Genomic DNA, 18172 nt, shown 5'->3' on the forward strand with positions numbered 1-18172 from the left:
CAAGTACAACCGTGGTCATGGCTCGAGCGATGATCACAAGACGTAGAGAGCAGGGACAGTAGATGGCCGATGTGACCATCAATGCCGATGAGGTCCGTAGTGCGCTGAAAGAGTTCGCGGCGTCCTACGATCCCGGCAATATGGAACGAGTAGAAGTCGGACGCGTGTCGTCCGCCGCGGACGGTATCGCGCATGTGGAGGGCCTGCCCTCCGTCATGGCGAACGAGTTGCTCAAGTTCGAGAACGGGGTGCTGGGCCTGGCCCTGAACCTCGACACCCGCGACATCGGCGTCGTGGTGCTCGGTGACTTCCAGGGCATCGAGGAAGGCCAGGAGGTGCACCGCACCGGCGAGGTGTTGTCGGTGCCCGTGGGCGAGGGCTACCTCGGCCGCGTCGTGGACCCCCTGGGCGAGCCCCTGGACGATCTCGGACCCATCGCCACCGAGGGTCGCCGCGAACTGGAGCTGCAGGCTCCGGGCGTGACCATGCGTAAGTCGGTGCACGAGCCGCTGCAGACCGGCATGAAGGCCATCGACGCCATGATCCCGATCGGGCGTGGCCAGCGTCAGCTGATCATCGGTGACCGTCAGACCGGTAAGACCGCAATCGCCGTGGACGCCATCCTGAACCAGCGCTCCAACTGGGAGTCCGGTGACGTGGACAAGCAGGTGCGCTGCATCTACGTGGCCATCGGTCAGAAGGCCTCCACGATCGCCGCGGTGCGCCAGACCCTCGAGGACAACGGCGCCCTGGAGTACACCACGATCGTGGCCGCTCCCGCGTCCGAGTCCGCCGGTCTGAAGTACCTGGCCCCCTACTCGGGTTCCGCGATCGGTCAGCACTGGATGTACGGCGGCAAGCACGTGCTCATCGTCTTCGACGACCTCTCCAAGCAGGCCGAGGCCTACCGTGCGGTGTCGCTGCTGCTGCGCCGCCCGCCGGGACGTGAAGCGTACCCGGGTGATGTCTTCTACCTGCACTCCCGTCTGCTCGAGCGTTGCGCCAAGCTCTCCGACGAGCTGGGCGCGGGCTCCATGACCGGTCTGCCGATCATCGAGACCAAGGCGAACGACGTCTCGGCGTTCATCCCGACCAACGTCATCTCCATCACCGACGGCCAGATCTTCCTGCAGTCGGACCTGTTCAACGCCAACCAGCGTCCCGCTGTGGACGTGGGCATCTCGGTGTCCCGCGTGGGCGGTGCCGCGCAGGTCAAGGCCATGAAGAAGGTCTCCGGCACGCTGAAGCTGGACCTCGCGTCCTATCGTTCCATGCAGGCGTTCGCCATGTTCGCCTCGGACCTGGACGCCGCGTCCCGTCAGCAGCTGACCCGCGGTGAGCGGCTCATGGAGCTGCTCAAGCAGCCCCAGTACACGCCGTACCCCGTCGCGGACCAGGTCGTGTCCATCTGGGCCGGTACCACGGGCCAGCTCGACGACGTCGACGTCGCCAACGTCGCGGACTTCGAGCGCGCGCTGCTGGACCAGGTACGGCGCACGACCAACGTGATGGACTCGATCAACTCCACGGGCAAGCTCGAGGACGACGCGGTCGAGGCGCTCAAGACGGCCGTGGCCGAGGTCAAGCGGGACTTCCACGGTTCCAAGCACGGGATCGAGGCCGGGGTCGAGGAGCACGAGTCCCTGGGCGCGACCGCTGTGAACCAGGAAACGATCGTCAAGAAGTAACCGTTCTCGTGGTGCGCCGGGATCCGGCGCACCACGGCGGTGCCGAAAGGAAATTTCATGGGAGCGCAGATTCGGGTCTACCGACAGAAGATCGCGTCCACGTCGTCGATGAAGAAGATCTTCAAGGCGATGGAGATGATCGCGACCTCGCGCATCAACAAGTCCCGTCAGAGTCTCGAAGCCGCGTACCCGTACGCCAATGCGCTGACCCGCGCGGTCTCCCAGATCGCCACGCAGCACAACATCTCCCACCCCCTGACCACCGTCCCCGACGATGTGCGGCGTTCGGCCGTCCTGGTGTTCACGTCGGACCGCGGGCTCGCGGGGTCCTACTCCTCCAACGTGCTCAAGCGCACGGAGGAGTTGCTCGAGCGGTTGCGTTCGCAGGGCAAGGAAGCGCGCGTGTACCTCGTGGGCCGCAAGGCCAAGGCGTACTTCGACTTCCGGCACCGTGACTACGACGAATTCTGGACGGGCAACACGGACAACGCCACGACCGAGCGCGCCGAGGAACTCACGGACCAATTGATGCGCGACATCAACGCCCCGTACGTGGACGGTGGCGTGGACGAGGTGCTGCTCGTGTACACGCAGTTCAACTCCATGGTGAACCAGGAGCCCCGGGTGTTGCGCCTGCTGCCCCTGGAGGTCGTGGACGCGAACGACCTCGGGGACGAGATCTCCGAGCGTTACGAGGCCCTCGAGGAGACGCAGAACAACTTCGAGTTCGAGCCGAACGCGGAGGAGCTCTTCAACCAGATCCTGCCCCGGTACGTGAAGGCGCGGATTTACTCCGCCCTGTGCCACGCGGCGTCGAGTGAGCTCGCCTCCCGCCAGCGCGCCATGAAGGCCGCCGGGGATAACGCGACCGAGCTCATCAAGAAGTACACGCGCTTGATGAACAACGCCCGCCAGGCCGAGATCACCACCGAGTTGACCGAAATCGTCAGTGGCGCCGAGGCACTGTAGCCCGCGCTGCCCGCCCTTGCCAGCCGAAACGAAGTGAGAGAAATGACTGCCACAATCAACGACCAGGCCACCCAGCCGGTCTCGGAAGGTGCCACCGGCCGCATCGCCCGGGTGATCGGGCCCGTGGTCGACGTCGAGTTCCCCGAGAACCAGGTCCCCGACCTCTACAATGCGCTGACCGCGGACTACGAGTTCAACGGTCAGCCCCGCCGGATCACCTTCGAGACGGCACAGCACCTGGGCACCAACGTGGTGCGCGCGATCTCCCTGCAGCAGACCGACGGTCTGGTGCGCGGGACCCCCGTGCAGGACACGGGCGCCCCCATCTCCGTGCCCGTGGGTGACGTGGTCAAGGGCCACATCTTCAACGTACTCGGTGACGCGCTGGACCTGCCCACCTCCGAGCTGGACATCAAGGAGCGCTGGCCCATCCACCGCAAGGCCCCGTCCTTCGCGGAGCTCGAGGGCAGCACCGAGATGATGGAAACGGGCATCAAGTCCATCGACCTGCTGACCCCCTACATCAAGGGCGGTAAGATCGGCCTCTTCGGCGGCGCGGGGGTGGGCAAGACCGTGCTGATCCAGGAGATGATCACGCGTGTGGCCCGCAACTTCGGCGGTACCTCCGTGTTCGCCGGCGTTGGTGAGCGTACCCGTGAGGGCAACGACCTGTGGGTCGAGATGGAGGAGGCGGGCGTTCTCAAGGACACCGCCCTCGTGTTCGGCCAGATGGACGAGCCGCCCGGAACGCGTCTGCGCGTGGCCCTGACCGGTCTGACCATGGCGGAGTACTTCCGCGACGTGCAGAACCAGGACGTGCTGTTGTTCATCGACAACATCTTCCGGTTCACGCAGGCCGGTTCCGAGGTCTCCACGCTGTTGGGCCGCATCCCCTCCGCCGTGGGCTACCAGCCCACCCTCGCGGACGAGATGGGTGTGCTCCAGGAGCGCATCACCTCGACCCGTGGTCACTCCATCACGTCCATGCAGGCCATCTACGTGCCCGCTGACGACTACACCGACCCGGCTCCCGCGACCACGTTCGCGCACCTGGACGCGACCACCGAGCTCTCGCGTGAGATCGCCTCGCGTGGTCTGTACCCCGCGATCGACCCGCTGTCCTCGACCTCCCGCATCCTGGACCCGCAGTACGTGGGCCAGACCCACTACGACGTGGCCACCCGTGTCAAGGGGATCCTGCAGGAGAACAAAGAACTGCAGGACATCATCGCGATCCTCGGTGTCGAAGAACTCTCCGAGGAGCAGAAGGTCGTGGTCTCCCGCGCCCGCCGCATCGAGCAGTTCCTGTCCCAGAACACCTACACCGCCAAGCAGTTCACCGGCGTGGAGGGCTCCACGGTTCCCCTCGAGGAGACCGTCGAAGCCTTCGGCAAGATCTGCGACGGCGAGCTGGACAACGTCCCCGAGCAGGCGTTCTACAACGTCGGCGGCCTGGATGACGTCATGCGGCGCTGGGACGAGATCAAGGCCGAGACGGGCGAGAAGTAATCATGGCCGAACTCATCGTGGAAATCGTCGCCCTGGATCGCAAGATCTGGACGGGTACCGCGCGCCTCGTGCGGGTACGCACCACCGAGGGCGACATCGGCATCATGCCGGGACACGAGTCCATGGCGGGGCTGCTCAAGCCGGGGGAGTTCGCCATCGACCGTGTGGACGGCGACCGTCTCGTGGGCAGCATCGACTCCGGGTTCGTCTCCGTGGACAACAACCGTGTCACGGTGGTTGCGGACGAGGTCTCCCTGGATTCGGAGGCGCGTTCCGCCTGAGCGGTATCGCGTGACCCGTCGACGTCGACCCTCGTGCCTTCGGGTGCGGGGGTCGACGTCGTTCGCGTACCGTGGTGCGCCGGCCCAGGTGTCGCGGCGGACTGTCCCGTACTCGTGATCGAGGAGAATGCATGGAAGAGAAGATCGAAGTACACGGGCCCACGAAGGTCAACGGTGAGCTGCCCGTGTACGGCGCCAAGAACAGTGTGCTCAAGCTCATGGCTGCGGCGCTGCTCGCCACGGGCCGTTCCACGATCACCAACGTCCCCGAGATCCAGGACGTCACGATCATGGCGGAGCTGTTGCGCCGGCTCGGGTGCGAGGTCTCGTACGAGCCCTCGGCTCACACCGTGACCATCGAGGTCCCGCAGGAGCTCGGTCACCAGGCCGACTACGACCTCGTGCGGGCCATGCGGGCGTCCATCTCCGTGCTGGGCCCGCTCATGGCGCGCTGTCTCCAGGCCGAGGTGGCCCTGCCGGGCGGGGACGCGATCGGAACCCGGGGCCTGGATATGCATCGCGCGGGACTCGAGGCCATGGGGGCCCGGTTGACCATCGAACGCGGGTTCCTGCGAGCTAGTGCACCGGACGGTCTGACGGGTGCGACCTATCGACTGGACTACCCCTCCGTGGGGGCCACCGAGAACCTGATGACCGCAGCCACGACCGCCCGGGGCGTCACGGTGCTGGACAACGTGGCCCGCGAACCGGAGATCGTGGACATCGGCCGGATGCTGCAGGCCATGGGTGCACGGATCGAGGGGCTCGGTTCCACCACGATCATGGTCGAGGGGGTCCCGCGGCTGCACCCGGTCACACACCGCACGGTCCCGGACCGTATCGTGGCCGGGACGTGGGCCTTTGCCGCCGCGGTCACGGGCGGTCGCGTGGAGATCGTGGGTGCGGACCCGGAACACCTGGACGTGGTGCTGGCCAAGCTGCGCTGCGCGGGTTGCGAGATCAACACCGCCGATGGGTGGTTCGTGGTGCGCGGTCCCGAGCGGCCCAAGGCCATCAACGTCTCGACCCTGCCCTATCCGGGGTTCCCCACGGATCTGCAACCGTTCGTGGTGGCGCTCAACGCGGTGGCCGAGGGTAGTGGGATCATCACGGAGAACGTGTTCGAGGCCCGGTGGGGATTCACCGCGGAGCTTGAGCGGCTCGGTGCGCGTGTGCGCCTGGACGGGCATCACGCCCGGGTGGACGGCGTCCCGTCGAACAAGCTGTCGGGTGCTCCCGTGGAAGCCATGGACATCCGGGCCGGCGCGGCTCTCGTGATCGCGGGGATGGCGGCCCACGGGGTCACCGAGGTCTCCGGGGTGGGGCACATCGACCGCGGCTACGAGCACTTCGTGGACCATCTGGCCGGAGCGGGAGCCAAGGTGCAGCGCCGCATGGCGCGCAGTTGGAACTGACCGCCCCCGCGGCGCTCCTCGGATAACCCACCGCGCCCACCCCCACCCCTGCTCCTACTCAGCAAAAGCAGATTTTGGTGCGCTGAGCTGCTTCTGCTCCACTTGACATTCTGTGGAGTGGGATTGCCGCGGCGTGCGAACGTCCCGTGCGTCCCGGCATCTGCCCCTCAGCTCACCCGGCCCCGCGACTCGCTCGCGTCACAGCGGGCACGAGAAAACCCCCGCCACCTCGAAAGGCGACGGGGGTTTCGTCCGGGGAATGTCAGATGACGTTCACGCCGGTGGCCTGCGGGCCCTTCTGGCCCTGACCGATCTCGAACTCGACGCGCTGGTTCTCTTCGAGGGTGCGGAAGCCGCCCGACTGGATTTCGCTGTAGTGCACGAAGACGTCGCCATCAGCGTCGTCCGGCGTGATGAAGCCGAAGCCCTTCTCTGCGTTGAACCACTTAACGGTGCCCTGAGCCATAATGGGGCATCTCCTTCTGGAGTATGTAGTGCGTGCACACGATTGTGCACCTGAACCGGTACCGCGAGAAGGCTGTGGATGCGGCTCACAAGATGTTGTGCCACAGCGCCAGTCAGAACTTCACGCTCGCTACCATTCCTGCGAGCATGTCAAACATGATGCGAGAACACCTCAAGCATCACACACTGCCGCCCCAGGGTCAATCGGCGTCAGGTGATTTACTACGAGATCCGAGAATATGACCGTTTTCCTCCCACGCTATCCGCAGACGGGCTCCGGCATAGGGGGCTGATCAGAAGAGGCGGGACTGGGTGTCCACGTTGCCGCGCATCTCGTCGTAGTCCAGGGTCAGGCACTCGATGCCGCGGTCGCGCGCGAGGACACGGGCCTGCGGTTTGATCTGCTGGGCCGCGTAGACACCTCGCACGGGGCTCAACAGGGGATCGCGGTTGAGCAGTTCGAGGTAGCGGGTCAGCTGCTCCACGCCGTCGATGTCACCGCGGCGCTTGAGCTCCACGGCCACCGTGGCCCCGCCGGCGTCCCGCGCGAGGATGTCCACGGGGCCGATGCTCGTGGGGTACTCGCGACGCACCAGGGAGAACCCGTCCCCGAGCAGGGTGATCTGCTCGGCGAGCAACCGCTGCAGATCGGCCTCCACGCCGTCCTTGACCAATCCGGGGTCCGTGCCGAGGTCGTGGGTGAGCTGGGAGTGGACGGTCATGATGTGGATGATCAGCCGGTCGTCGGACTTGCCCGCCTGGACCTCCCACACCTCGCTCACACCGTCCGCGGCAAGCTCGTCGGAGGGTTCGCGCACGTGCATCGTGGCGGGCGGGCTCATCCAGTTCAGCGGTTTGTAGGATCCGCCGTCGGAGTGGATCAGCACCGAGCCGTCCGCCTTGAGCATAATGAGCCGACGGGCCAGGGGCAGGTGCGCGTTCAAGCGCCCTTCGTACCGGACCGAGCAGTCTGCAATCACTAAACGCACCAGGACAGCCTAGCGGTCCGGCTGCCCCCGGCTCACGCGCTCTTGTGCACCGGCGACGACGTCGCGCGTCGGCATGGGCGGCAACGGCACGGAGCTGCCGCCGCAGACGACGGCCCGCACCTGCCTGCTCGGACAACGACGCGCCCCCAGCTGCACGGGCGACGACGCGGTGCGGCGGGGTACAGCGGCGTCGCCGCCGTCAGCGCGCGTCCTGGCGCGGGACGAAGACCTCGCGCACCAGCAGCAGTCCCGCGGCCGCGGTGGGGATGGCGATGAGTGCACCGAGGATGCCCCACAGCGCACCGCCGGCGGCCACCGCGATCACCGCGACCGCGCCGGGAACGGCCACCGCGCGGGCCATGATCCTGGGCGAGACCACGTAGGCCTCGAGCTGGAGGTACGCGAAGTAGCACAAGGCAAACGGGATCGCGGTGTCCCACCCGCCGAGCGTGGCCATGAGCGTCACGAGGATGCCGGCGAGCACGCCACCCACCAGGGGGATGAACGCGAGCAGCGCGACGAACAGGACCAGCAGTGTGGCGTAGGGGACCCCCGTGACGTTCATGAGGATGAACGCGACGAGCGCGTTGAGCAGTGCCACGCACGCCTGACCCATGACGTAGTTGCCCACGCCCTTGGTCATCTGGTCGCCCAGGTGCTTGACCCGGGCGCGCTTGCTCGCGGGGGCCAGGCGATAGCACCAGGCCTTGATCGTGGGCAGCGAGAAGAGGAAGTACAGGCTCAGCGCCATGACGATGAGCGTCCCGGTCACTGCATTGATCACCACGCCGCTCACGCTCACGACCGAACCGAACATCCCGCCCAGCAGGTTCTCGTCCGTGGCGAGGCGATCCTGGAAGGCCCCGGTGGTGTGTTGCACGGACGCGGCGATGTCGAAGCGGTCGTCCAGGCCCTGGAACAACTCGGAGTTCATGAACTCGGTCACGAGCTCGGGGGCGCGGGCCACGAGTTGCTGGGCCTGCTCGATCATGCGGGGGACCACGACCATGATGAACGCGGTGATCACCAGGGCCAGGGCCAGGATCACCACCCCGGCGGCCACCGCGCGGGGCAACCCCTTGGTCTCGAGCCGGCGGACCAGGGGATCCATCCCAAGACAGATGAACGCGGCCATGACGATCCACCCCACGAGTCCGCCCACGTTGGTCAGCACGTAGTAGCCCAGCAGCGCGATCCCCACGCCCACGGTGAGCAGGAAGCCCGTCTGGATGGGATGCGTCCGCGTGTTCACGGGGTGGTCCCACGGCGCACGCCGCACGGGCTCTCCACCCGCAGCGGGTTCGGGCGGCACCTCGAAGCGGTGGCGGGTCGGACGGAAACGCGCGGGGGGCCGACCCTGCGCTCCTGGGGATGTGCTCACGCCGGAAGCGTACAACGCCGGGCCGCCGGGACTTCCAGCGTTCCCGGTGCACATAATGGGAGCAAAAGACACCCGTCCGTGCGCCCGGGAACAGGGCACACGATCGAGTCCGCGTCGCATGTCGCGGACTCGCCGTCGAAGGAGGTTCCCATGAGCGAATTCCCCCGTTCCACCCCGGACCAGCAGCCCCCACGGGACGAGCAAGCGGTTCCTGCGTCCGTGCGCGGTGCCGTGGATCTCGGCGCGTCGGGCGGTGCCCGGACGGGTGCCCCGAACGACGACGCCGCGGCGGCGTCCGCGGGCGCCGGTAGCTACCGCGTGGAGCTGACCACCGCGAACTTCCAGCGCTACGCCGAGGCTTCCGCGACGTACCCTGTGGTCGTGGTGCTGCACGCGCCCCAGAGCCCGGAGTCGGAGACGTTCGTGGACGTGGTCGGGCGGGTCGTGGACGAGTTCCGGGGTCGGCTCATGCTGGGGACCGTGGACGCCGCCGCGGAACCGCAGATCGCGCAGGCGTTCCAGGCGCAGACCGTTCCCACCGTGCTCGCATTGCTCGGTGGGCGCGTGGTGCCGCTCGTGAACTCCACGGTCTCGGAACAGCAGTTGCGTGAGCTGCTGACCGAGCTCGTAAGCCTCGCGCAGCAAAACGGCGTCACGGGGACGGCCGAACCGGTCGCGGCGAACGAGCCCAAACCCCTGCCCCCGCTGCACCAGGAGGCCCTGGACAAACTCGAGGCCGGGGACCTGGCCGGCGCGGAGGCTAGTTACAACAAGGCGCTCGCGGAGAACCCGGGTGACCACGACGCCAAGCTCGCACTCGCTCAGGTGCACCTCTTGCAGCGCGTGAGCGCGATGGACGCGACCGCCGTGCGGGAAGCCGCGGCCGCTGATCCCACGAACGTGCAGGCCGCTCTGGACGTCGCGGACCTGGACCTCTCCGGTGGGCACGTGGAGGACGCGTTCCGGCGCCTGCTCAACCTCGTGCGCACCACGGCCGGGGACGACAAGGATGCCGCGCGGGCGCGTCTCGTGGACCTCTTCGACGTCGTCGGCGCGGAGGATACCCGCGTGGTGGCCGCGCGCGCCCAGTTGATGCGGGCGCTCTTCTAGGCTGCCGCTGATGTCCGGGCTGCGGCTGAAGTCGACCGGTACGGGCGGTGGGCCTTGCGGCGACGCGCGGCCCCGGACGGGCGTCGTTCAGCGGCCCCGGTGAAGAGTTGGCGGGATCCTCGGGTCGACAGTGACGAGGTCCGGTGAATCCGCCATGCCACGCGGGTCACTCAGTACATTGGTGACATGAGTAGCCCAGTGAACGGACCCACGACCCCGCGCCGCGAGCCCGCCCCCGGCGCCGGGGGACCCGTGGCGAACGACCCCTCGACCGAGCAGCAGGGAGCACCCCGGCACGCGGCGCCCTCTGAGCATGCGGCACCCCCTGGGGCCGCCCAGCGGTATGCGGCGCCCCATGCCACCACGCAGTACGCGCCCCGAGACCCCGCGCCGCACTCCGGCACGGGGACGCCCGCGCTCGCCGTGCGGGACCTCACCAAGTTCTACGGCCAGTCCGGCCGACCCGCCGCGGATCATGTGAACCTCACGGTGCCGCGGGGCTCCTTCTACGGCCTCGTAGGGCGCAACGGCGCCGGCAAGACGACCACGCTGTCCATGGCCACGGGCTTGCTGCGTCCCTCCGCGGGCTCGGTGCTCGTGGGCGGGGGAAGCCGCGACGAGCTCGTGGACGTGTGGCGTGATCCCGTGACCGCCAAGCGACGCATGGGTGTGCTGCCCGACGGCGCCCACCTGTTCGACCGGCTCACGGGACGCCAGCTCGTGACCTACTCGGGTCTGCTGCGCGGGATGGACCGCGAGCTCGTCGCGCAACGGACCGAGGACCTCATCGTGGCCATGGACCTGCAGGACGCAGCGGGGCGCCAGGTGCAGGACTACTCCGCGGGTATGACGAAGAAGATCGCCCTGGCCGCGGCCATGATCCACGCACCGAGCCTACTCGTGCTGGACGAGCCGTTCGAGTCGGTGGACCCGGTCTCCGCCGCGAACATCCGATCGCTGCTGCACCAGTACACGAATTCGGGCGGCACCGTGGTGGTCTCGAGCCACGTGATGGACCTTGTGCAGCGCATGTGCGATCACGTGGCCGTGATGGACCAAGGCCGTGTCCTCGCGCAGGGGACCATGGACGAGGTGTGCGCCGGCATGTCCCTCGAGGACCGGTTCGTGTCCTTGGTGGGCGGACGCACCGAAGCGGGGGAGGGGTTGCAGTGGCTGCGTCCCGAGTGAACGACCCGCGCGACGCCGCGGCTCCCGACCACCTCGACACCGCATTCGCAGAAGGCCCCGCACAGGACGTCGCGCCGGACGCCGCCGTTCCCGCCTCCGTGCGCCCCTCGCACGGCGGGGGTGAACCCGTCACGCGCAGCATCGGGGCGTTCGAGGAGGCCCGGCGGCTGGCCGGGCTGAAATGGCGCGTGCTCATCAACACCCTGACCCGCAGCACGTGGATCCTGGTGGGCACGATTCTGGGTGGCCTCTACGCACTGTTCCTCCTGGGGATGGCGCTGACCGCGTTGATCGCGCTCGGGGGTGAAGCCCTCGAGACCGTGGTGGTCGCGTCGGTCCTGCTGGGCTCCCTGCTGCTCGTGGGCTGGTGGCTCGTACCGCTGGTCTCGTCCAAGGCCGACTCCACGCTGGACCCTTCCCGGCTCGCCCTGTTCCCCCTGAGCACCACGGGTCTGGTGGCCGGCCAGGTGGCGGGCGCGGTCGTCGGGATCCCGGGGGTGCTGACCGTGATCGCCCTGCTCGGCTGGCTGTTCTCGTGGCGCGGTTCCACGGTGGCGCTCATTGCGGCAATACCGTGCGCGATCATCGGCGCCCTGCTCGCGTTCGTCGGTTCGCGCTGCGTTACGGCCCTGGGCGCGAACTTCGCGAAGGGGCGGCGCACGAACGAGATCATCTCCATGGTCGTGCTGGTTCTCGTTGTGCTGCTGGGGCCCCTCATCTCCTTGTTTGCGACCGGCCTGGGCCAGGTGTGGCAGCTGCTGCCCACATGGGCGGGAGTTCTCGCGTGGACCCCCCTCGGTGCTACCTGGGCGGTCCCCGGCGACGTCGCGTCGGGTCACTGGCTCGCGGCCCTCGCCCGGGTGGCGATCTCCCTGGTCACGCTGCTCCTGCTCGTGGTTGTTACGTGTGCGGGTCTGCGCCGCGCCCTCGGCGACGCCGCCGGCGGAGCCGCCCGGGGGACGTCCCGCCCGCAGGAGGGCGTCGGTCTGTTCGACCGGTTCCCGGCGAACCAATGGGGTGCGGTGGCCGCACGGTGTCTCACGTACTGGCTCAAGGACCCGCGCTACTCGGCGTCGCTGCTCATGATCCCCGCGATCGGGGCGGTCTTCTGGTTCATCGCGGGTGAGTCGGGGTTCAGTCTGTGGGCGCTGCCCCTGTTCGTGTCGCTGCTCATGGCGTACGCGATCTCCGCGGACGTCTCCTACGACAACACCGCGTTCAGCCTTCACGTGCTGGCACCGGTCTCCGGGCGTGCGGATCGACTGGGGCGCGTGGTGGCCCTGCTGATCGTGGCCGTGCCGCTGGTGCTGCTCTCGATCGTGCTCTGGCTCGCGGGCGTGCAGCGCTGGGACGCCCTGCCCGCCGTGGTGGGCGTGTGCGTGGGGATCCTGCTCGGTGGCGCCGGCGTGGTCTCGATCGTCTCGGCCCGGTACACGTATCCCACGCCGCCCCCGGGCGCGTCCCCCATGAAGACACCCCAGGGGTTCACGATCCTCAACATGGTGGTGCAGTTCGTGATCATGGGTCTGATGGCCCTGCTCGCGCTCCCGGCCGGGATCCTGCTGATCGTGTACCTCGTCACGGGAGCCGCCGTGTGGTGCTGGCTCGCGCTCGCGGTGGGCCTCGTGGAAGGCTTTGTGGTGTTGTGGATCGGCGTGCGTTCGGGCGGTAAGTGGCTGGACGCGCGCGGGCCCGAACTGCTCCAGGAGGTGGCCGCCTACCGGTGAGCCGGGCCCGGTGCGCGGGGTAGAGTGGGGGACATGGAAATCACCGAAGCCCAGGAATTCACGGATCCTTCCGTGCGCTCCTCCCGGGTGATCAGCAACGGTCTGTTCGGCACGAAGCCCGAGACCGTGGGTGGCACCTCCACGATCGAGCGCGAGGACACCCGGCAGCTGCAGGAACCCGGTGATCACGAGCGGTTCGCGCACTACGTCCGGAAGGAGAAGATCATGGAGTCGGCACTGTCCGGCGAACCCGTGATCGCCCTGTGCGGCAAGGTGTGGACCCCGGGTCGGGATCCCCAGAAGTTCCCCGTGTGCCCGGAGTGCAAGGAGATCTACCAGGGCCTGCGTCCCGGCAAGGACGAGCCCGAGAACTGACCACCCTTCCCTTCTCGTGAGGTCCCGCGCCGGGCGAGACCACCGGCGGCGCCCGCGCTCAGCGGGCGCCTTTGCCGTGCAGGGTCGCGCGGGCGTCGTCGTCCGTGCCTCGTACGACGGCGATCCGAGCGTCGTCGTCCGCGCGAGCGAGACCCCCGATCCGTGTGACGGGACCGGAGTGGATGCGCGCCAACGAGCGTGCGGAGAGGACGAGCACCACGTGTCTGACAGCGATCAAATGTCCCTTTTCGGAGCCGCGGCGGATCTCCCGCCGGCCTATCCGGACCGGGCGGCGTGGGGGACCGCGCCCAAGTTGCGCGCGTGGCAGGCGGAGGCGATCCACCGCTACGAACAAGCCCAACCGCGTGATTTCATGGCCGTGGCGACCCCTGGTGCGGGTAAGACGACCTTCGCGTTGACCGTGGCCAAGAAGCTGCATGACGCGGGGACCGTTCAGCGCGTGACCGTGGTGACCCCCACGGAACACCTCAAGCGCCAGTGGGCCGACGCCGCGGCGCGCGTGGGACTCGCGATCGACCCCAACTTCAAGAACGCGGACGGCCAGCACGGCCGCGGCTACATGGGCGCGGCCGTGACCTACGCACAGGTGGCCAACAAGCCGCTGCTGCATCGCGCGCGCACCGAGGCCGGGCGCACGCTCGTGATCATGGACGAGATCCACCACGCCGGTGACTCCCTGTCCTGGGGCGACGGGCTGCGCGAGGCCTTCGAACCCGCGACCCGCCGGCTCGCCCTTACGGGTACACCGTTCCGCTCGGACACCTCGCCCATCCCGTTCGTGAGCTACGAGGAGGACGGGGACGGGATCCGCCGGTCCACGGCCGATTACACGTACGGGTACGCGGACGCCCTGCACGATCACGTGGTGCGTCCCGTGATCTTCATGGCCTACTCGGGTCAGATGCGCTGGCGGACCTCGGCCGGTGAGGAGATGGCCGCCCAGCTCGGGGAGGGGTTCACCAAGGACATCACGTCCCACGCGTGGCGTACCGCCCTGGACCCGCACGGGCAGTGGATCCCGTCCGTGCTGCGCGCCGCCGATCAGCGGCTCACGCAGGTGCGGCGCACCGTCCCGGACGCCGGGGCGCTCGTGATCGCCACGGACCACCAGGACGCCAAGGCCTACGCCGAACAGTTGCACGCCATCACGGGGGAGCGGCCCACCGTGGTGCTCTCGGACGACAAGACCGCGTCCAACAAGATCGACGAGTTCTCCGAATCCGACAAGCGCTGGATGATCGCGGTGCGCATGGTCTCCGAGGGCGTGGACGTGCCCCGGTTGGCCGTGGGCGTGTACGCCACGTCCACCTCCACGCCGCTGTTCTTCGCCCAGGCGGTGGGTCGCTTCGTGCGCGCCCGCAAGCGCGGGGAGACCGCGTCCGTGTTCCTGCCCTCGGTGCCCACGCTCATGGCGCTCGCCAACTCCATGGAGGAGGAGCGGGACCACGCGTTGGACAAGCCCAAGAACATGCCGGGGGTCGTGGACTTCGACCAGCCCATGGAAACGGGCTGGGACGACGACCTGCTGGATGAGGCCAACCGCGAGGACAAGGCGTCGTCGTCCCTGGCCCAGGGCAACTTCCAGGCCCTGGACTCGGACGCGTCCTTCCACGGTGTGCTCTTCGATGGCGGCGCCTTCGGCGGTGGCGCGGCGGTTGGTTCCGAGGAGGAAGCCGAATACCTGGGGATCCCCGGGTTGCTCGACGCGGACCAGGTCTCGGCCCTGCTGCGGGAGCGGCAATCGCGCTCGGCCCAGCGCAACGGTCGGAGCGGCCATGACGCACCCCAGACCCCCGCGGTGCCGGATCACCGCCGCCTGAAGGACCTGCGCTCGCAGCTGTCCAAGAACGTCTCCGCGTGGTCCGCGCGCACAGGAACACCGCACGGGGTGATCCACAACGAATTGCGCACCAAGTGCGGAGGCCCGGCCGTGGCCCAGGCCTCCGAGGACCAGCTGACCGCACGGATCGCCCTGTTGCAGCGCTGGTTCATCGGCCGGAAGTAGCCGACGCCGCGTAGTGGCCGACGCGGCGACGCGGCCAAGCGACGCAGCGGCGCGGCCCGCACGGCGGCGCGGCGGGCGTTTAGTCCAGGTCGGTCACGACCTCCGCGCCCGCGGCCTCGAGTTCCTCGACCGCCCGCTCACCGGACTCGGCTGCCACGGGCGCGGTGAGCGGCAGCAGCACCCGGGTCTCATAGCCGGCCTCCACGGCATCCTTGGCGGTGGCCAGCACGCAGTGGTCCAGCGCGAGACCGACGACGTCCACGGCCTCGACGCCGCGTTCCTGCAGCCAGTCGTCCAGGCTCACGCGTTCTTCGTCGGAGTCCTCCTCCGATTCCCCCATGGGGACGTCCACGTCCGGGGCGGACAGGCCCTCGAAACCGGAGTAGGCGGCGTCGTATGCGCCCTTACGGAAGTACTCCGTGACGTACTCGGTGTCGAGATCGGGGTGCGTGTCAGCGCCGGTGGTCTCCGCGACGCAGTGCACGGGCCAGCTCGTGACGAAGTCGGGGGTGTCGCTGAAGTGCTCCCCGGGGTCAACATGCCAGTCCTGGGTCGCGGCCACGGCAACGTAGTCGCCGTGGTGGTCCTCGAGGTACTCGGAGACCTGCGCGGCGACCGCCGCCCCGCCTTCGACGGCCAGGCTGCCGCCCTCGCAGAAGTCGTTCTGGATGTCCACGATCAGCAATGCAGTGCGCATGGCTACCTCCCTGGTCAGTGTGCGGTTCCGGGTTCGATCACGGTGGGGATCACGGGCTCGCCCTCGGAGAGTCGGCGCGCCGCGCGGGGCAGTTCGGCCACGGAATCGACGTGGCGCTGCCGGGCACGGGTGACGGCCTCGGGGCCCGTGTAGCCGTCGTGCAGCTCGCCGCCGGTGACGTAGTCCACGAGCAGGGGGCGGTCATCGCCGTCGTCCTCGGGCATGTGTGACACGCCCACGATCTCGTGTGTGGCCACGCCCTTGGGATCACGACGGCGCAGCGCGTACTTCTCGCCGCCCACCGACTTCTTGCCGGAGGACGCCTTGGCCACGGGTTCCATGGCACCCGAGGCGCCCTCGCGCGAGACGAGCTTGTAGACCATCGACGACGTGGGGGCACCCGAGCCCGTGACGAGGCGCGTGCCCACGCCGTATGCGTCCACGGGAGCGGCGCGCAGGGCGGCGATCGCGTACTCGTCCAGGTCGCTGGTGACCGTGATCCGGGTGTTGGAGTTGCCGAGCTTGTCGAGCAGCGCGCGCACGGACGTGGCCTGCGTCACGAGGTCGCCGGAGTCCAGGCGTACGCCCCCGAGGTCCTTGCCCGCGATCTCGACGGCGAGCGTGACGGCCCGTTCGACGTCGTACGTGTCGACCAGAAGGGTCGTGGACACACCCAGCGCGTCCAGTTGGGCGCGGAACGCCTGCTCCTCGGAGTCGTGCAGCAGGGTGAATGAGTGGGCCGCGGTGCCCACGGTCTTGACCCCGTAGCGGAAACCGGCCTCGAGGTTGGAGGTCGAGTCGAAGCCCGCGACCACGGCGGCGCGGGCCGCGGCCACGGCCGCCTGCTCGTGGGCGCGGCGCGATCCCATCTCGATGCACGGGCGCTCTCCCGCGGCACCCACCATGCGGGAGGCCGCCGAGGCCACGGCGGAATCGAAGTTCAGGACGGAGAGGATGTAGGTCTCCAGGACGCACGCCTCGGCGAACGAGGACTCCACGCTCAGCAGCGGCGAGTGGGGGAAGTACGTCTCGCCCTCGGCGTAGCCGCGGATCTGGCCGGTGAAACGGAAGTTCTCGAGGTACGCCACGGTCTGGGCGTCCACCACGGCGGTGTCCCGCAGGAACCGCAGCTGCTCGTCGGTGAATCGGAACTGCTCGAGCCCCTCGAGCACCCGGCCCATCCCGGCGAACACCCCGTAGCGGCGGCCGTTGGGGAGTCTGCGGGCGAAGACCTCGAACACGCTGCGGCGGGACGCGGTGCCTGCCCGGAGCGCGGCCTGCAACATGGTGAGCTCGTAGTGGTCCGTCAGCAAGGACGTGGGCTGCGGGTGCCAGGAATAGGTGTGCTCGTTCACGTGGCCAGCCTAGTGGGCCGTCCGTCGTGCGCACATCCGTGTCCCCGTGACTACCATGGAGGCGATGTTCACTACGCACCGCGCCGTCCCCGCCCGGATCCCGGCCGTCCTGATGAGCTCCGCGCCGGCGGAGTCCCCCGTGCTCGAACGGGAGGAGCAGGCGGTCACGGCCATGAACGTGCCGTGGAACGTGGTGGTGTGGGACGATCCCGTGAACCTCATGAGCTACGTGGTCTACGTGTTCCGCACCCACTTCGGCTACTCCGACGCCAAGGCCCGCACACTCATGCTCGAGGTGCACAACCGGGGCCGCTCGATCGTGTTCACGGGAACCCTCGAGGAGGCGGAGACGCACGTGAGCTCGCTGCACGGCTACGGCCTGTGGGCCACGTACGAGAAGGCGGGGGAGCACTGATGGCGCACGGGTTCAAGCGCACGCGCAAGGGCATCGTCGGTCGGTTCGAAGCCCCCGAGGTGCGGTTGTTGCAGAAACTGTTCTCGGACGTGGGGGAGACCCTGGCGCCCGCAGCGCGCGAGGACGGACCGGCTCGCAACGACGACCCGCTCGAGGCGCTGGTCGGCTGGGACGAGGAGGTGGCCGAACCCACGGACCCGGCGGTGCGCAGGCTGCTGCCCGCGGCGTCGTCGGACCCGGAACAGGCCGCGGAGTTCCGGCGACTCACGGACCGCTCGCTGCGCGAACGCAAGACCGCGGCGTTGCGTGCGTCCTCCCTGGCCCTGGAATCCCAGCCCGTGGTGCTGAGCCTGGCGCAGGCACAGGACTTCGCGCGCTCCCTCAACGACGTCCGCCTGGTGCTGGCCTCCCGGCTCAACATCGACTCGACCGAGGCCGCCGAGCGCGTGGCCGAGCTGACCGACTTCGGCCGGGCCGAGGACGTGGAGCAGTACATGGGTGTGGTCTACAACTTCGTCTCCTGGCTTCAGGAGACCCTCATGAACGCGCTGCTGAAGACCCTGCCGCCCCGGTGACCGGGGA

Annotated in this window: 18 protein-coding genes; 12 read left to right on the forward strand and 6 right to left on the reverse strand. The window is 68.5% G+C overall.

Annotation, left to right across the window (positions count from 1 at the left end; translation table 11 throughout):
• The first annotated feature begins 62 nt into the window (after positions 1 to 62).
• The 5 genes from atpA to murA all read left to right on the forward strand — a co-directional run bounded on the left by atpA (position 63) and on the right by murA (position 5862).
• On the forward strand, positions 63 to 1688 hold the full coding sequence (atpA, locus tag HBK84_RS05070; protein WP_167318352.1) for a F0F1 ATP synthase subunit alpha: 1626 nt from the start codon (positions 63 to 65) through the stop codon (positions 1686 to 1688).
• 57 nt (positions 1689 to 1745) lie between these two features.
• A complete protein-coding gene (locus tag HBK84_RS05075) occupies positions 1746 to 2657 on the forward strand; it encodes a F0F1 ATP synthase subunit gamma (protein WP_167318353.1) in 912 nt (303 codons plus the stop codon).
• 42 nt (positions 2658 to 2699) lie between these two features.
• Complete coding sequence (atpD, locus tag HBK84_RS05080) at positions 2700 to 4166, forward strand: F0F1 ATP synthase subunit beta (protein WP_085106342.1); 1467 nt, start codon at positions 2700 to 2702, stop codon at positions 4164 to 4166.
• Positions 4167 to 4168: 2 nt separating this feature from the next.
• Positions 4169 to 4447 carry a F0F1 ATP synthase subunit epsilon gene (locus HBK84_RS05085; RefSeq protein WP_064845716.1) on the forward strand — a complete coding sequence of 93 codons (279 nt, stop codon included), beginning with the start codon at positions 4169 to 4171 and terminating at the stop codon, positions 4445 to 4447.
• Between the two features lie 131 nt (positions 4448 to 4578).
• On the forward strand, positions 4579 to 5862 hold the full coding sequence (gene murA / locus HBK84_RS05090; protein ID WP_167318354.1) for a UDP-N-acetylglucosamine 1-carboxyvinyltransferase: 1284 nt from the start codon (positions 4579 to 4581) through the stop codon (positions 5860 to 5862).
• Positions 5863 to 6124: 262 nt separating this feature from the next.
• Here the strand turns inward: murA and HBK84_RS05095 are convergent, their stop codons facing one another.
• The 3 genes from HBK84_RS05095 to HBK84_RS05105 all read right to left on the reverse strand — a co-directional run bounded on the left by HBK84_RS05095 (position 6125) and on the right by HBK84_RS05105 (position 8697).
• The gene (locus tag HBK84_RS05095; RefSeq protein ID WP_064845714.1) at positions 6125 to 6328 is read right to left on the reverse strand and encodes a cold-shock protein; all 204 of its coding nucleotides are present in this window, start codon (positions 6326 to 6328) and stop codon (positions 6125 to 6127) included.
• A 292-nt stretch (positions 6329 to 6620) separates the two neighbouring features.
• Positions 6621 to 7316, reverse strand: a complete 696-nt coding sequence (nucS, locus tag HBK84_RS05100) for an endonuclease NucS (RefSeq protein WP_064845713.1) — start codon at positions 7314 to 7316, stop codon at positions 6621 to 6623.
• 199 nt (positions 7317 to 7515) lie between these two features.
• Positions 7516 to 8697 carry an AI-2E family transporter gene (locus HBK84_RS05105; protein WP_240919106.1) on the reverse strand — a complete coding sequence of 394 codons (1182 nt, stop codon included), beginning with the start codon at positions 8695 to 8697 and terminating at the stop codon, positions 7516 to 7518.
• Positions 8698 to 8847: 150 nt separating this feature from the next.
• Here HBK84_RS05105 and HBK84_RS05110 point away from each other — a divergent pair, with 150 nt between their 5' ends.
• The 4 genes from HBK84_RS05110 to HBK84_RS05125 all read left to right on the forward strand — a co-directional run bounded on the left by HBK84_RS05110 (position 8848) and on the right by HBK84_RS05125 (position 13097).
• Positions 8848 to 9807, forward strand: a complete 960-nt coding sequence (locus HBK84_RS05110) for a tetratricopeptide repeat protein (RefSeq protein WP_064845712.1) — start codon at positions 8848 to 8850, stop codon at positions 9805 to 9807.
• A 186-nt stretch (positions 9808 to 9993) separates the two neighbouring features.
• Positions 9994 to 10995: an ABC transporter ATP-binding protein gene (locus HBK84_RS05115; protein ID WP_167318355.1), complete on the forward strand. Its 1002-nt coding sequence runs from the start codon at positions 9994 to 9996 to the stop codon at positions 10993 to 10995.
• The gene (locus HBK84_RS05120; RefSeq protein WP_240919107.1) at positions 10977 to 12722 is read left to right on the forward strand and encodes a hypothetical protein; all 1746 of its coding nucleotides are present in this window, start codon (positions 10977 to 10979) and stop codon (positions 12720 to 12722) included. The genes HBK84_RS05115 and HBK84_RS05120 overlap by 19 nt, the downstream gene beginning before the upstream one ends.
• A 33-nt stretch (positions 12723 to 12755) precedes the next feature.
• Positions 12756 to 13097: a DUF3039 domain-containing protein gene (locus HBK84_RS05125; RefSeq protein ID WP_082943205.1), complete on the forward strand. Its 342-nt coding sequence runs from the start codon at positions 12756 to 12758 to the stop codon at positions 13095 to 13097.
• A gap of 58 nt (positions 13098 to 13155) precedes the next feature.
• Here HBK84_RS05125 and HBK84_RS05130 read toward each other — a convergent pair whose 3' ends face one another.
• Positions 13156 to 13335 (reverse strand): hypothetical protein, encoded by a 180-nt coding sequence (locus HBK84_RS05130; RefSeq protein ID WP_121544245.1) that lies wholly within the window; start codon positions 13333 to 13335, stop codon positions 13156 to 13158.
• Between HBK84_RS05130 and HBK84_RS05135 the strand changes: the two genes are divergently transcribed.
• Positions 13336 to 15123, forward strand: coding sequence for a DEAD/DEAH box helicase (locus HBK84_RS05135; protein ID WP_167318356.1), 1788 nt, complete (start codon positions 13336 to 13338; stop codon positions 15121 to 15123). It abuts the gene before it with no gap.
• 79 nt (positions 15124 to 15202) lie between these two features.
• On the opposite strand, the gene HBK84_RS05140 is transcribed toward HBK84_RS05135, so the two are convergent.
• Positions 15203 to 15820: an isochorismatase family protein gene (locus HBK84_RS05140; protein ID WP_085106335.1), complete on the reverse strand. Its 618-nt coding sequence runs from the start codon at positions 15818 to 15820 to the stop codon at positions 15203 to 15205.
• Between the two features lie 14 nt (positions 15821 to 15834).
• Entirely contained in the window at positions 15835 to 17175 is a 1341-nt protein-coding gene (locus tag HBK84_RS05145) for a nicotinate phosphoribosyltransferase (RefSeq protein ID WP_144998125.1), read from the reverse strand.
• A 112-nt stretch (positions 17176 to 17287) separates the two neighbouring features.
• On the opposite strand from HBK84_RS05145, the gene clpS reads away from it, so the two are divergent.
• Both clpS and HBK84_RS05155 read left to right on the forward strand, forming a co-directional pair.
• Positions 17288 to 17590: an ATP-dependent Clp protease adapter ClpS gene (gene clpS, locus HBK84_RS05150; protein ID WP_183085797.1), complete on the forward strand. Its 303-nt coding sequence runs from the start codon at positions 17288 to 17290 to the stop codon at positions 17588 to 17590.
• A complete protein-coding gene (locus tag HBK84_RS05155; RefSeq protein ID WP_085106333.1) occupies positions 17590 to 18165 on the forward strand; it encodes a DUF2017 domain-containing protein in 576 nt (191 codons plus the stop codon). The genes clpS and HBK84_RS05155 overlap by 1 nt, the downstream gene beginning before the upstream one ends.
• Positions 18166 to 18172: the final 7 nt, after the last annotated feature.

Source organism: Kocuria sp. KD4 (genome assembly GCF_011769905.1).
Lineage (GTDB): Bacteria > Actinomycetota > Actinomycetes > Actinomycetales > Micrococcaceae > Kocuria > Kocuria marina.

Excerpts from the sequence above, each read along its gene's own strand:
- HBK84_RS05125 (WP_082943205.1), top strand. The coding sequence starts at position 12,756 with ATGGAAATCACCGAAGCCCAGGAATTCACGGATCCTTCCGTGCGCTCC.
- HBK84_RS05085 (WP_064845716.1), top strand. The coding sequence starts at position 4,169 with ATGGCCGAACTCATCGTGGAAATCGTCGCCCTGGATCGCAAGATCTGG.
- HBK84_RS05115 (WP_167318355.1), top strand. The coding sequence starts at position 9,994 with ATGAGTAGCCCAGTGAACGGACCCACGACCCCGCGCCGCGAGCCCGCC.
- HBK84_RS05135 (WP_167318356.1), top strand. The coding sequence starts at position 13,336 with ATGTCCCTTTTCGGAGCCGCGGCGGATCTCCCGCCGGCCTATCCGGAC.
- HBK84_RS05075 (WP_167318353.1), top strand. The coding sequence starts at position 1,746 with ATGGGAGCGCAGATTCGGGTCTACCGACAGAAGATCGCGTCCACGTCG.
- HBK84_RS05155 (WP_085106333.1), top strand. The coding sequence starts at position 17,590 with ATGGCGCACGGGTTCAAGCGCACGCGCAAGGGCATCGTCGGTCGGTTC.
- murA (WP_167318354.1), top strand. The coding sequence starts at position 4,579 with ATGGAAGAGAAGATCGAAGTACACGGGCCCACGAAGGTCAACGGTGAG.
- HBK84_RS05140 (WP_085106335.1), bottom strand. The coding sequence starts at position 15,820 with ATGCGCACTGCATTGCTGATCGTGGACATCCAGAACGACTTCTGCGAG.
- HBK84_RS05095 (WP_064845714.1), bottom strand. The coding sequence starts at position 6,328 with ATGGCTCAGGGCACCGTTAAGTGGTTCAACGCAGAGAAGGGCTTCGGC.
- HBK84_RS05110 (WP_064845712.1), top strand. The coding sequence starts at position 8,848 with ATGAGCGAATTCCCCCGTTCCACCCCGGACCAGCAGCCCCCACGGGAC.
- atpA (WP_167318352.1), top strand. The coding sequence starts at position 63 with ATGGCCGATGTGACCATCAATGCCGATGAGGTCCGTAGTGCGCTGAAA.
- clpS (WP_183085797.1), top strand. The coding sequence starts at position 17,288 with ATGAGCTCCGCGCCGGCGGAGTCCCCCGTGCTCGAACGGGAGGAGCAG.
- atpD (WP_085106342.1), top strand. The coding sequence starts at position 2,700 with ATGACTGCCACAATCAACGACCAGGCCACCCAGCCGGTCTCGGAAGGT.